Consider the following 13,995-nt stretch of genomic DNA (forward strand, 5'->3'; position numbering starts at 1 on the left):
TCACTCACCCCAAGTGACCTTTCTGGAGCTTTCGACCCCAATCGAAAGCTCCTTTATTGTTTTTGGAGACTCACAACATGAAAGCTCTAACCTATCAGCCTTCCATCGATAAGTTTCAGATTCAGGATTTGTCTATTCCTACTCCTAATACTAACCAAGTCTTGGTAAAAGTTCTTGCTTGCAGCTTAAATCCCGTCGATACCAAAATTGTAAACTGGCACACATTGGTGAATGACATGAAGGACGATTTTGTTGTAGGCCTTGATGTGGTTGGTGAAATCGTCACTATCGGCGACCAAGTCGACAACTGGAAAGCTGGAGACAAAGTGCTATTTCACGGCAATATGTTTAGCCAGCATGGTGGCTTAGCCGAGTTTTGCTTACAAGACAATCGTACATTAACACGACTACCGAATGTTCCTATTGCAATGGCTGCCTCCACACCTTGCGCAGGTTGGACCGCGTGGCGCGCGTTGTTCGACAAACTGAAAATAAAAAACCGTAACTCAATATTCATTGCTGGCGGTTCTGGTGGCGTGGGTAGCTTTGCTATTCAAATTGCCAAGCATTTTGGGCTTGAGACAATCATCACGACCTGCTCTGGTCGCAATATTGATTACGTTAGAAGCCTCGGCGCTACTCATATCATCGATTACCAAGCACAAGATGTGGTTAAAGAAATCATGGCAATAACTCATGGTTCTGGCGTTAATATCGCCCTTGATTGTGTGGGTGGCGAATCTGAGTTTTATTGTGCGGAGGCACTGGAATTTGACGGCGAGATGGTAGAGCTTGTCGGAACAGCAGACCTAAACCAATATCGACAAGCCAAAGCAAGAGGTATAGGAGTTCATCAACTGAGTCTGGGCGCTGGCTACAATAATGGCATCAAAGGTCGGAACTCAATTTTAAAGGCGGGAGAGTCATTCAACCTATTGCTCAATCAAAACGCGATTAAACCTCCTCACATTCAAACCATCGATCTTGAACAAGCAGCTCAAGCGCTAATGGAAATGAGAATGCAGAGGACGGTTGGCAAAATTGTTGTCATGTTCCCAGAGGCTGAATAAGGAGAAAAGCTATGGTGCGTTCTGTCAGGGGAGAATGGTATCTACTTATCGCTACTCTTTTTGCTGCCGTTGGCTGGGTCGCGTCAAAATATGTTTTACAAGAGATGGCTAGCAGCGCCTTTATCGGGGGGCGTTTTCTTATTGCTAGCGGGCTATTGCTTCCTTTTTGTTGGAAGGAACTAAGACATATCTCGATGACATTGACTCTGAAGCTGAGCGCCATCGGTATCTTGCTAGCATTATCGATTCACGTTTGGGTCTACGCTGTCAGCATCACCAAAAGTCTCTCCGAGGGAGCATTTATCATGAGCTTGGCGATGATTATTGCTCCGCTCACTCGCTGGGTATTGTTCCGGCAACGTCCCAACAGAGCATTCTGGCTTTCCTTGCCTATCGCTATAGTAGGCATGGTCTTTCTCACCCTGACAAATGGTTGGAGGATTGATATCAGTCAGGGGTACTTTTTGCTTTCCTCCTGCCTTTTGTCCGTTCATTTTGTCTTAAACAAACGCGCCAGTAGCGCCGCATCCCCATTATCTTCTATTTGTTTGCAAATGTGGGTGGTAGGAATGAGTGGTTTGCTACTTTATCTCATTCATGGTGCGCCTTCCCTGCTTTACTCTGGCAATACTTGGGTTTGGTTCGCAATCGCGACTTTTGTCGCAACTGCATTGAGATACTTAAGTCAGACTGTAGGTCAGCACTCAGCCAATATTGAAGTCGCAGCACTAATTATGATCTTGGAGCCTATATGGACACTGATTATGAGCGTAACCTTACTCGGTGAATCACTAAGTGGCTACAAATCACTCGGTAGTGGATTAGTCGTATTGTCCTTGTATCTTTATATTCGTCTTTCTAGGCGGAGGTAGTGTGCGTTTCAGGAAGCAAGTTAAAAGCATTCAAAACCGTTTCTTTTGAATGCTTTTAGTTTTATCGATTAATGAACACGAAGTCTGTCGGTACTGGGCAAAGTATTATTTGAGGGTTTTGCTGTAACTTTCCATTTTGTTTGTCGATCTTAAACCGAGCAATCGTGTCAGAGTTTTGGTTACCCACAACCACATAATTTCCATTAGGTTCTATTGATAAGCCCCTTGGAATACAACCTTCTGTCGAAACCCAGTCGATTGCCGTCACCTTGCCAGATTCTCCGCACACAGCATATACCACGATACTGTTCATTCCGCGGTTAGTGGCATAGATATAACTCCCATCGTCATTAATACAAATTGCTCCTCCAGTATTACCTCCTACGGGAACTTTGCCTGGATTGGTTGGGTCAAATATCGGTCGTTGAAAGTCTGTGTCTGCTGGTAGCAAAGACGTTGATTGTTTCCAAACCATACTCCCAGTCGCTTCATTAACAATGAAGACATCTAACGTTGACGACAGCTCATTGAGTACAAAAGCAAACTGACCATTGGGATGATTGACCATATGGCGAGGTCCACTACCAGAAGCCACTTGTGTTGAAGCTTGAGCGATGGGAGACAGCACCCTATCTTCTTGCTGTATTGACCATGTGTAAATTTTATCACTCCCTAAATCGACGCCAAATAAGAACTTTCCTGAAGGATGGGCCGTCATCATATGTGGATGTGATGCTGATTGACGATTAGGGTCGGCACCTATTTTGTCCAACGTAATAACGACTTCATCAACCATTAAACCGATTGAACCGTCTTGCTCAATTTGATGAGCAATAAAGTTTCCGGTTCCATAATTGGCACTTACTAAATAGCGGCCACAAGGCGTAACCTCGCAATGACAAGGCCAATTACCATTGGTCGATTGCGTGTTCAAAAAGGTTAATAAACCGGTGTGAGCGTCTATTCGATATGCACTAACTCGACCTTCCATCTTCCTATCATCCACGCCCAACTCATTGACACAATATAGGATGGACTGATCGCTATTACATGTTAGATAAGAAGGATTGGCCGATTCCATGACTTGAACAAGTTCATGGTTACCGCTGTCGTCAATCTCATACACTGATATGCCCTTGGCTGTACTAACCGTGTCTGAGCCGGGTGCAGAATGAGGGTAAGTATAGCTAGCTACATACATATACTTCTTGTGTGTCGACGGACTTTTATGAGCATCAATCATTCAATATTCCTTTTACAACATCACCTAAGCGAAGAAACTTCGCTTAGGTGAAAGGTCTTTATGCTTTCGCTGAGCTTAGTTCGCTCTGCTCTTCTTCGCTCGACTGCGCTTTCCAGTGCTGCTCAATCTCTTCAAGCGACATTCCTTTGGTTTCTGGCATCACCTTGAGTACAAAAAAGATCTGCGGTACCAAAATTAGAGCAAAGAAAATGAAAATTGCACCAACTGGGATGATTTCTCGAAGCATCGGGAAGAACTGGTTCAAGAATGCTTGGCACACCCAAATAGTGATAGTGGCAATGGCGACAGCTCGGCCACGCACTTTAGTTGGAAAGATCTCGTTCATGATAACGAACTTGATAGGTCCCATTGAGAAAGCGAAGAAGGCCACAAATGCACACATCAAGAATACAAGAGCAAAGCCCGTGTCATAGTTATTCAAGAACAGAATACCAATCGCTGTATGAGCCAAAATCACGCCAACAGTACCTGTAAGAAGCAGCTTTTTACGACCGGAAATATCCATAAGCCAAAGTGCCACTACGGTAAAGAGCACATTCACGATGCCGATGATAGCAAAGCCGCCTAACGAATCACCCAGTGAAAGTCCTGCTTTTTCAAGAATGGTAGGCCCATAAAAGAACACAACTGTGATCCCACTCATTTCAGAGAAGATTGATAATGCAACGGCAATCGTGAGTGCCGTTTTATAACCGCCCTTAAATAAATCAGAGAACTTACCCGTTTCTTCCGAGATAACCTCTTTAATTTCACTGATCTGCTTTGATGCCCATTGCTTTCCAGCCACTCGTGAAATGATCTGTTTTGCTTTATCTTCTTGGCCGTTACTAATCAGCCAACGAGGTGACTCTGGGATTAATAAACAAAGTAGTACAAAGAAAATGCCCGGGATACCTTCCGCCAAGAACATTCCACGCCAAGGCTCTGAACCGAACAACCAGCCTAAGGTACCTTCTAACTCTCCGCTTGCGATAAGAGAGTCTGACCAGTTCTTAATCGCTGCGTTAGAGAAGAGTGATATCATTATCCCAACAGTGATAGCGAACTGGAACAAAGTAACCATTCTACCCCTTACATTGGCTGGAGAGATTTCAGCAATGTAGAGAGGTGACACCAGCGTTGCAACGCCCACGCCAAAGCCACCAATTAATCGATAAAAGATTAACGAGTTAGCATCGGAGGCAAACGTACAGCCCATCGCTGAAATGAATAGCACTAACGCGGCCAAAAATAAGTTGTTTTTCCTACCAAAACGGTCACTGAGTTTCCCTGCAACCGCCGTCCCTGCAATAGCGCCAACTACCGCACTACTAACGAAAAAGCCTTCTTGCCATGGCAAAAATCCGAATTGAGCTTTTACCAGACTTATCGTCCCTGAGATAACAATTAAGTCAAACCCAAAGAAGAATCCACCTAAGGCAGATACTAAACAGATAAACCAGAGGTAGTGATTACTCCCACTCATATTTTTTCATTCCTTTTGTTTGTTATTTTTAATTAAAAGCTTGGTTTGTTTACCCATTTCCCTAGAGATGGAATGAGCCGTTGTCCTAGCCAAGCAATGCACTCTTTAATTCTTATCGTTATAGGTAATTCAGCTGTTGCACTGTCCTGAGGTTGGTAACCGATCTGTTGAGCCGAACTTTCAAGACACCATTTCATTCCTTTGTTGTTTGACATCAGGTTAACAACGACATGACCTTCAACTTCGGCAAAAAGCGAGCGCTCCATTCCATGCAGATAGTCTCGGTCACTCAGCCACATTAGTTGCCCCCAACGCCCCATTTCCATGTGCGCACCAGGCTGGTTATCATGAGTCCATTGAGTCCAGCCAATTCTCGCGCTGACCACACTCATATCATATTGCTCACTAAAGAAATTCCCCATACGCTCACCAACTAATTTGGTTACACCATAAGGGTTTACAGGATTAGGTAAGATGTCAGGTGTAAGGCGAGCATCGATAAATCGATAGCCACCTACAACCCAATTGGAACTGGCAAATACAAAACGTTTCACGCCATGTTTTGCAGCTGCTTGAAAAACATTGATAGTCGCATCGATATTATTAGGAATTGCAGAGTCCCAATTACATTGATTATCTCGGTCTGCAGCTAAATGGACTACACCATAACAATCTGCAAAGACATCCGCCCAAGCGTCATCATATTGGGTAATGTCACCAACAATAATTTGGGGGTTATCACTTGGTCTTATATCAAGACCCCACACATCCAGTTGATCGTTTTGCGATAAGTACTCATATAGCTTGTTTCCCAGATGACCTGTCGCACCTGTTATCACAATTTTTTTCATACATTCACTCTATATTAAACTCATTAACATTTCGCAAACTAATATATCAGATGTTAGATATGATATTTCGATCGAGGTCATGTTTAGAAAAAAGCAGTTTAATAACCCAAATTAGCTCACTAATAAGAAATAATAAATTACATAAAATTGACTTAGTAGCCATTAAATCTAAATGGATTTACTAGATAGAGTGATATGTAATTCAGAATAGAGGAGTATCAGGATACGAACCTTAAACAAAGCTTGACCGAATTAAAAATCTAAATCGCCGTTCTATAAAGAAAGCGGATGCTTTATAAAAATGTTGCAAATTTAACCGGAAATTAAAGAGATCTTTTATTTAGGTCAATTAAAGCTACTTTGTTAGACTTCGCGCTTTATTTCCCTTGAGTAATGTATGCTCATAAGCATCGTCTTACTAATCACCGACTGATGTAAGGACTTTTCATGATGACAGATGAAGAAAGAATCGAACTCCAACAAAATAACCCATTACATGGCCTTAAATTAGAAACAATGTTGCAAGAGCTAGTGGACTTTTATGGGTGGGATATTCTTGATACAGCGATGCGCTTTAACTGCTTTCATACTAACCCGTCGATTGCTAGCAGTGTGAAATATCTCAAGAAGACCGAGTGGGCACGAGAAAAGTTGGAGAACTTCTATCTGTATCGTTTTAAGCGTATGCCTCGAGCCTCTACTGAAGAGTACAATTTACCGCCACGTGCGCGCACTTTTCCTCATGGATTAGAACCTAAAGAACCAATGGCACTGACGGTTGATTCTATTTTGAAGTCTCAAGCGAAAGCTGCCTCTGCTTTCAAAAACCGCTCATCTCGTAGACGTCATTCTCGCTAATAAGCACATTCATAAACTATGAATAAACAACAGCCGCAACCTTTTTAAGGGCGCGGCTGTTATGATAATAATTATCAAGAAAATTGCTTATAGAGACTTCACTCGTGTTGGTAGAAACACTTCTCCCAACATACATCTCACGCTACCTCCACCAATGTTCTCAATGGTAGAAACATCAAAAGGAAGCAGTTTTCCGTGGGTAGACAATTGCTGTTTTTGTGCGGGATTGAACGCATCGAATGCGGATTTAGACATCGCGATCACCTTGTCACCATTAACCGTTTCAAGTTGCAAAATATTGCCGCAAAACTGATTAACTTGCTCAAGTGTAATATCAATCACCTGCTTTGTGTTTGCCAAAGACTTCACTACAAATCGACGTTCGTATTCAGGGATCACTTCTGAGCAAATCACCGCAAAGTGCTCACCAACTGCCATCATCACATTGGTGTGGTAGATCGGTTGCCCAGATGGCAGCGCCGTTTGAAATGATACGACGCGATGATAACCAATGCGCTTGGCGTAGTCTTCGAGTGCTTCACGCTCACATCGTTGAGAGAGTGCCGCATAAATCGTTTTGTTAATATGATCTTTTACCATCACACCCGTGCTCTCCAAAAAAGCACCTTGCTCGATGTAATTGGTCAACGAGTCCACAGCGACTACTTTTCTTCCCGCAGTTCCAAGACTATCAATCAGCGCCTGTGGCCTCACTTCTTGTTGCCGATTCTTACAAGCCATGGGGAAGGTATAGAAGGCACCTTCATGGGTGGTGCTAAACCAGTTGTTCGGAAAGACTGCATCAGGTGTTTCACTGGCATCCATAGGATAGTCAAACTCAACCACTTGAACGCCAGCGCGGCGCAAGCCAGAGACCATCGCTTTAAACTCAGACATTGCATTTTGCTTTACAGAATCGGCATCAAGAGAAACTTGGTGTTGAAATTCATTATCGGCTGCCGTCTGTGCATTAAAACCAAACTCTTTCGGCGGTACCATCACCACACAATTGGCATTTTGAACTGATCGACTAAGATGCGTCGGCTCAGCTGTTTCGATACTAACTGTCATTCCATGATTCATAGAGGGTCCACTTAACTACTTTTGCGTGCAACAATCTTTAAATTGTAAATAATGTGTTAAATATTAATTTACTGAATACGTGTTTTTTTCGTTTTCTCTCCACCGTTAATTACTGGATATTTTAAAAAATACAGTAATAATCACTGCCACCTATATTGTAAACCTAACTTCATCAGCGGAGTAAGGTAACGGTAAGGTGAGAGTCACAGCCAATATTCTGCGGTTAAATTGCTACAATTGTTGAGCAGTTTGGTTAAAGGTTATACACTGTTTCGTATCTGAATTTTCAGATTTCTTTCTCTTGTTCTAACCCGCGAAATGGATCTTTCGCCATGTAAAATTACATTATAAATTCGCTCTTACTATTACTCTTATCCTCGGATTGGAGGATTTTTTGTCTCTTCTCGAAAGCTCGAATTAACGTTGAAACACGGGCTTTCTAACGATTTAGGTGAATCATGTTTAAGCGCTTTGAAAATTTCACAGAAGCTTTTCCAAAGCAAGAACCCGATCAGCCGCCTGAGGGCATTTTTGCGTTTTGTCGACACTACACGCGTGGCTTTGAAAAACCATTACTGCTTATGGCGCTGCTCAGCACGACAGTGGCTATTATCGAGGTTGCCCTTTTTGGATTTATGGGTGAGCTTGTTGACTGGCTGACTTCGAGTAATCCTGAAACCTTTATGGATGAAAACGGCGCAACACTAATGTGGTTGGCCTTGGTGATATTGTTTGTAATGCCTGCGTTAATCTTGGTGTATTCATTAATTACGCACCAAACCTTGCTCGGCAACTACCCAATGTCTATCCGATGGCAAGCGCACCGCTACTTACTCAAGCAAAGCTTATCGTTTTATCAAGATGACTTTGCTGGACGTGTTGCTACTAAGGTGATGCAAACGGCACTTGCTGTACGTGAAACAGTCATGAAGACGGCGGACGTGTTTATCTATGTTTCCGTTTACTTTACTTCCATGTTGGTGATTTTGGCGCAAGCTGATTTACGCCTGATGTTACCTATGCTGTTTTGGCTTTTTGCGTATATTGGTATCCAGATTTACTTTGTACCAAAGCTCAAAAAAGTGGCGTCAGAACAAGCCGATGCACGCTCTTTAATGACAGGTCGTATCGTTGATAGTTACACCAATATCTCTACAGTTAAACTGTTTTCGCACAGCCGGCGTGAAACTGAGTATGCAGAAGAAGGTATGGAAGGCTTTTTAGATACCGTTCATCGTCAAATGCGTTTGGTAACTGGCTTTGACGTTGCCGTTCAGCTTGCCAACTACATTCTACTGTTCTCAATCGCAGCGATTTCTATCTACCTATGGATGGGCAGTGCGATTACCGTCGGCTCAATTGCTATCGCAATCAGTTTAGCACTGCGTATTAACGGGATGTCGATGTGGATCATGTGGGAAGTAGGTGCACTTTTTGAAAACATGGGTACGGTCGTTGATGGTATTAAAACCCTATCAAAACCTATTGCTATCCAAGACGAACCAAATGCTAAACCAATTAAGGTCGATCAAGGCGGTATTGAGTTCGATGACGTCAGCTTCCACTATGGTGAGAACAAAGGTGTCATCAGCAATTTAAACCTCAATATTAAGCCAGGTGAGAAAGTCGGCTTAGTCGGTCGCTCCGGCGCAGGTAAATCCACCTTAGTGAACCTGCTACTGCGTTTTCACGATGTTGAAGGTGGCAGTATTCGTATTGATGGACAACCCATTGATAAAGTTACCCAAGATTCACTGCGCAGCAAGATCGGAATGGTGACGCAAGACACGTCGCTGCTTCACCGCTCAATTCGTGACAACATCTTATATGGTAAGCCTGATGCGAGCGAAGAAGAACTTTTGGCTGCAACTCGCCAAGCTCATGCTCATGAGTTCATCGATACCCTAACCGACCCATTTGGTAACGCAGGCTACGATGCTCAAGTAGGTGAACGTGGTGTAAAATTGTCTGGCGGTCAAAGACAGCGTATCGCTATCTCGCGCGTACTGTTGAAAAACGCACCGATTCTTATTTTGGACGAAGCCACCTCAGCACTTGATTCCGAAGTAGAAGCGGCCATTCAGGAAAGTCTCAACGAGTTAATGGAAGGGAAAACGGTTATCGCAATTGCGCACCGACTCTCTACTATTGCCGCAATGGATCGTTTGATTGTTCTGGATAAAGGTGAAGTCATTGAGGAAGGTTCTCACCAAGAGCTTATTAACCACGGTGGTATTTACGCGCAACTATGGGCTCACCAAACTGGTGGTTTTATAGGTGCGGATGAGGACAACGAACAAGATATCGTTGCCTAACTCTCACTCTTGTGAAAAACGGAGCTCATTGGAGCTCCGTTTTTTTATTTACACTTTTATTTCAATAACATATGTAAACAAACCCGCAACAATGTGACCCACTTTTGAAATTTACACTCTCATCAGATTATGCAAACTTTTTCCTACCCAGATCAGTATTTGGTTTGCCATTGATGCGCATTATAACTCTGTCGTTATAAAAAAGGAGTTGTTATGTTTTATGTTCATATGCTGCTACTTTTGGCAGTAATATTTGTAGGTATTCGGTACGGTGGTATCGCTTTTGGTTTGCTAGGCGGACTGGGCGTCTCCATTTTAAGCTTCTTCTTTGGTATCGCACCGGGACAACCGCCCATCGGTGTTATGCTTATCATCCTTGCTGTCGTTGCGGCTTCCGCTACATTGGAAGCCACAGGCGGCCTCAAACTGCTAGTAAAGTACGCTGAAATCTTGTTGAGAAAGCACCCTTCAAAGGTGGTTTTTCTCGGCCCTCTATGTACTTACTCTCTAACAGTTCTAGTCGGAACTGGTCACTCTGTTTACCCACTGCTTCCTGTTATCTATGATGTCAGTATCAAGCGTGGAATTCGCCCCGAGCGTCCAATGGCCATCTCTACCATTGCGTCGCAAATGGGTATAACTGCAAGCCCAATTGCTGCAGCAGCGGCTGTAGTTATGGCCACAGCCGCTACTAACAACTTGGACATTACTTTAGGACAGGTATTGCTTGTCACTATTCCGGCGACTCTTACTGGTGTTCTCATCGCGGCGACGTGGAGCCTTAAACGTGGTAAAGACCTTAACGACGATCCGGAGTTTTTAGAACGTTGTAAAGATCCACAGTTTAAAGCGCAATTAATTGATACTAGTGAAGCAAGTACAGGTGCTGCTGGACAACAAGAAGACCAAAAAGCAAAACGTGGACTGACAGTCTTCTTGCTCGGTATTCTAACGGTTATCTGTGTTGCCATGTTTGGCAAAGATTTAGGACTACTGCCTGATGGCGTGAGTACATCCACAGCACTGCAATTTTTGATGCTGTCGGTCGGTGCCATTATCTTGCTAACCACAAATGTTGACCCTAAAAAAATCGTCAATACCAATGTGTTTATTGCTGGTATGAGCGCCGTCATTATCATCTTTGGTATTGCTTGGATGAGTGACACCATCATTGCTCACAACAAACCGTACATTATTAGCTTGGTTGAAGATGTCGTTCAAACTCATCCTTGGACATTTGCTATCGCCATGTATGCCTCTTCGGTATTCCTTAAGAGTCAAGCTGCCGTTCTAACCATCATGTTACCGCTTGGTTTTGCTTTAGGTATTCCTGCAGAAGTACTAATCGGTGTACTACCGGCTTGTTACGCTTACTACTTCTTCCCATTCTATCCATCAGACTTGGCAGCCATCACGTTTGACCGCTCTGGAACAACGAAAATCGGCAAATACATCCTGAACCATAGCTTCTTGATCCCTGGTTTCATCGGCGTATTTGTTGCAACTTGTATTGGTTATGCGCTATCTACTGGCGTATTGCCAATCTGGTTATGGGCTATTGCGGTTGCTGGATTAGCCTTTGCGGTAAACAGTTACATGAATCGTTTGAGCAGTGAAACACTTAAACTGGCTTAATCGATAATCACCACACTTCAAACGGAGCAATTTAGCTCCGTTTTTTTTATATAGATGCTAACAACCACTCTTCGTAAAGCTCGCTGTACTGCTTTTAGCCAAAATTTACACCCTGTAGCACATTGTGAACCCTCTCACAGGCAGCAGAATCCTCTCTTAGTTTTCAATTAGTTATTTTTGCGCTTAGTGTTTGTTATGCCCATAAAATCCACTATGTAGCAAAAATGTTACAAAAATAACTATCACTGCCCTTCTTTGCTAAATCCTTGAGTCAGTTTCTTTTTCTTCGCTAATTAGCCAAATTTTATAGAGGAACCACGCTTTACCAATAGAAAGCTCCTCATCATAAAAGGAGCGCAATGACTATCAAAAGGAAACCTACATGAGCATCAATTTTAACCCTCTCGGCACCGACGGATTTGAGTTTGTGGAATATACCGCAGCAGACGACAACGGCATTAACGATCTCAAACGTCTATTTGATTCCTTGGGGTTTGCAGAAATTGCTAAACATCGTTCCAAGGAAGCATGGTTATACCGCCAAGGTGATATTAACTTTATCGTCAATGCACAGCCTCACAGCCAAGCAGAGGCATTCGCTAGAGTGCATGGCCCTTCTGTGTGCGGTATGGCCTTTCGTGTAGAAGATGCAGGTAAAGCAATGTCTCACGCTTTGGAAAATGGTGGTCAACAATACGTGACCGAAATTGGTCCAATGGAGCTCAGTATTCCCGCCATCTATGGAATCGGCGAAAGCTTACTGTATTTTGTCGATCGTTATGGCAGCAGCAGTATTTACGATGTTGATTTCAAATTCTATCCCGATGCCGACAAGCGATTGGCTGAACAAGACGTGGGCTTATACGAACTTGATCACCTAACTCACAATGTTAAGCAAGGACACATGGATGTGTGGTCAGGATTTTACGAGCGTATTGGCAACTTTAGAGAAATTCGTTACTTCGACATTGAAGGCAAACTGACGGGTCTTGTCAGCCGAGCTATGACCGCGCCTTGCGGAAAAATCCGAATTCCAATTAACGAGTCCTCTGACGATAAATCACAAATTGAAGAGTTCATTCGTGAGTACAACGGTGAAGGGATTCAGCACATCGCTCTGACAACCGATGATATCTACCAAACAGTACAAACGCTTCGCGAGCGTGGGATGGACTTTATGCCAACCCCCGATACCTATTACGAGAAGGTTAACGACCGTGTGGTAGGCCACGGCGAAGATGTTGACCGCCTCCAAGACTTGAGAATCCTCATCGATGGCGCTCCAATGAAAGATGGCATCTTGTTGCAGATCTTTACGCAAACCGTTATTGGTCCAGTGTTCTTTGAAATCATTCAGCGCAAAGGCAATGAAGGGTTTGGCGAGGGTAACTTTAAAGCGCTGTTTGAGTCCATTGAAGAAGACCAAATTCGTCGCGGGGTACTTAATGATGCGTAAATGGCCAACGTTCCCTCACAGAGAGGGAACTTACTCCAAACAGGCGCACGCCGATTTTCCTGAAGAAGCCATCTACGAGCGAGAGGCGGGTCGCGAGGGGTTCTTTGGTCCCGCAACCCACTTCCATCACAAACATGCTCCTACTGGCTGGACAGAATGGGAAGGCGAGCTCAAACCGCGTGCTTTTAACCTCAACAATATAGAGGGTGCGCAGCAGACATCGCCATGGTCGATACCCACCGTACTGGAAAATAGCGAATGTAAAATTCGAGTATGGCGGCTGCAAGAAGCCATGTCCCACCTCGTTCGCAATGCTGATGGGGATGAGCTGTTGTTCATTCATCAAGGCAGCGCTGACCTATATTGCGATTATGGTCATCTAGAGGTCTCTGACGGAGATTACGTCCTGATTCCCCGCTCCACTGATTGGCGCCTAGAACCGCATAGTCCAATGTTCTTATTGATGATCGAAAACACAGGGTCGGCTTATGCGTTACCTGACAAGGGTATCGTCGGTCAACACGCGGTGTTCGATCCTGCGGTTCTTGAGCCACCAGCCATTAACGACAAGTTCAAAGCTCAATACAGCGAAAATCAAACTCAAGTACAGCTGAAACGTGGTGGAAAAGTGAATGTCATCACCTATCCCTTCAACCCTCTGGATGCAATAGGCTGGCACGGTGATTTGTCAGTGCTAAAACTCAACTGGCGTGATATTAGACCTTTGATGTCGCACCGTTATCACCTTCCTCCTTCAGCACACACCACCTTTGTTGGAAACGGCTTTGTGGTCTGTACTTTTGTCCCTAGACCGATTGAAAGCGACCCCGGAGCCCTGAAAGTACCGTTTTATCACAACAACGATGATTACGATGAAGTGCTTTTCTATCACGCGGGCGATTTCTTTAGCCGTGACAATATTGAAGCGGGGATGATGACGTTCCACCCAGCAGGCTTTACTCACGGACCACACCCGAAAGCCTTCCAAGCCGGAAGAGAAGCCAAGAAAACCTTTACTGATGAAGTGGCAGTGATGATCGATACCCGCAACGCGCTGCATCATAGCCCAGAAGCGGCAAACGTTGAGAATAACCAGTACGTCTATAGCTGGAAAACAGGAAAATAA

Annotated in this window: 11 protein-coding genes; 7 read left to right on the forward strand and 4 right to left on the reverse strand. The window is 44.0% G+C overall.

Annotated elements, in window-relative coordinates; all coding sequences use genetic code 11:
* The first annotated feature begins 77 nt into the window (after positions 1 to 77).
* On the forward strand, positions 78 to 1,070 hold the full coding sequence (locus tag MMA19_RS06170) for a zinc-binding dehydrogenase (RefSeq protein WP_240205784.1): 993 nt from the start codon (positions 78 to 80) through the stop codon (positions 1,068 to 1,070).
* Positions 1,071 to 1,081: 11 nt separating this feature from the next.
* Positions 1,082 to 1,942, forward strand: a complete 861-nt coding sequence (locus MMA19_RS06175) for a DMT family transporter (RefSeq protein WP_240205785.1) — start codon at positions 1,082 to 1,084, stop codon at positions 1,940 to 1,942.
* Between the two features lie 61 nt (positions 1,943 to 2,003).
* Here the strand turns inward: MMA19_RS06175 and MMA19_RS06180 are convergent, their stop codons facing one another.
* From MMA19_RS06180 to MMA19_RS06190, 3 genes are read right to left on the reverse strand one after another with little or no spacing between them, the layout of a single operon-like run.
* Positions 2,004 to 3,185: a lactonase family protein gene (locus tag MMA19_RS06180; protein ID WP_240205786.1), complete on the reverse strand. Its 1,182-nt coding sequence runs from the start codon at positions 3,183 to 3,185 to the stop codon at positions 2,004 to 2,006.
* A 58-nt stretch (positions 3,186 to 3,243) separates the two neighbouring features.
* On the reverse strand, positions 3,244 to 4,671 hold the full coding sequence (locus MMA19_RS06185; protein WP_006070186.1) for a sugar porter family MFS transporter: 1,428 nt from the start codon (positions 4,669 to 4,671) through the stop codon (positions 3,244 to 3,246).
* Between the two features lie 32 nt (positions 4,672 to 4,703).
* Positions 4,704 to 5,522: an NAD(P)-dependent oxidoreductase gene (locus MMA19_RS06190; protein WP_006070187.1), complete on the reverse strand. Its 819-nt coding sequence runs from the start codon at positions 5,520 to 5,522 to the stop codon at positions 4,704 to 4,706.
* 450 nt (positions 5,523 to 5,972) lie between these two features.
* Here MMA19_RS06190 and MMA19_RS06195 point away from each other — a divergent pair, with 450 nt between their 5' ends.
* Complete coding sequence (locus MMA19_RS06195; protein WP_240205848.1) at positions 5,973 to 6,380, forward strand: VF530 family DNA-binding protein; 408 nt, start codon at positions 5,973 to 5,975, stop codon at positions 6,378 to 6,380.
* An 87-nt stretch (positions 6,381 to 6,467) separates the two neighbouring features.
* Here MMA19_RS06195 and MMA19_RS06200 read toward each other — a convergent pair whose 3' ends face one another.
* Positions 6,468 to 7,451 (reverse strand): arginine deiminase-related protein, encoded by a 984-nt coding sequence (locus MMA19_RS06200; RefSeq protein ID WP_124941656.1) that lies wholly within the window; start codon positions 7,449 to 7,451, stop codon positions 6,468 to 6,470.
* Between the two features lie 470 nt (positions 7,452 to 7,921).
* On the opposite strand from MMA19_RS06200, the gene MMA19_RS06205 reads away from it, so the two are divergent.
* The 4 genes from MMA19_RS06205 to MMA19_RS06220 all read left to right on the forward strand — a co-directional run bounded on the left by MMA19_RS06205 (position 7,922) and on the right by MMA19_RS06220 (position 13,995).
* Positions 7,922 to 9,778: an ABC transporter ATP-binding protein gene (locus MMA19_RS06205; RefSeq protein ID WP_240205787.1), complete on the forward strand. Its 1,857-nt coding sequence runs from the start codon at positions 7,922 to 7,924 to the stop codon at positions 9,776 to 9,778.
* A 213-nt stretch (positions 9,779 to 9,991) separates the two neighbouring features.
* Complete coding sequence (locus tag MMA19_RS06210; protein ID WP_038230835.1) at positions 9,992 to 11,413, forward strand: anaerobic C4-dicarboxylate transporter; 1,422 nt, start codon at positions 9,992 to 9,994, stop codon at positions 11,411 to 11,413.
* Between the two features lie 382 nt (positions 11,414 to 11,795).
* Positions 11,796 to 12,869, forward strand: coding sequence for a 4-hydroxyphenylpyruvate dioxygenase (hppD, locus tag MMA19_RS06215; RefSeq protein WP_240205788.1), 1,074 nt, complete (start codon positions 11,796 to 11,798; stop codon positions 12,867 to 12,869).
* Complete coding sequence (locus MMA19_RS06220) at positions 12,862 to 13,995, forward strand: homogentisate 1,2-dioxygenase (RefSeq protein ID WP_240205849.1); 1,134 nt, start codon at positions 12,862 to 12,864, stop codon at positions 13,993 to 13,995. The genes hppD and MMA19_RS06220 overlap by 8 nt, the downstream gene beginning before the upstream one ends.

This window comes from Vibrio sp. CyArs1 (assembly GCF_022432925.1).
GTDB lineage: Bacteria > Pseudomonadota > Gammaproteobacteria > Enterobacterales > Vibrionaceae > Vibrio > Vibrio mediterranei.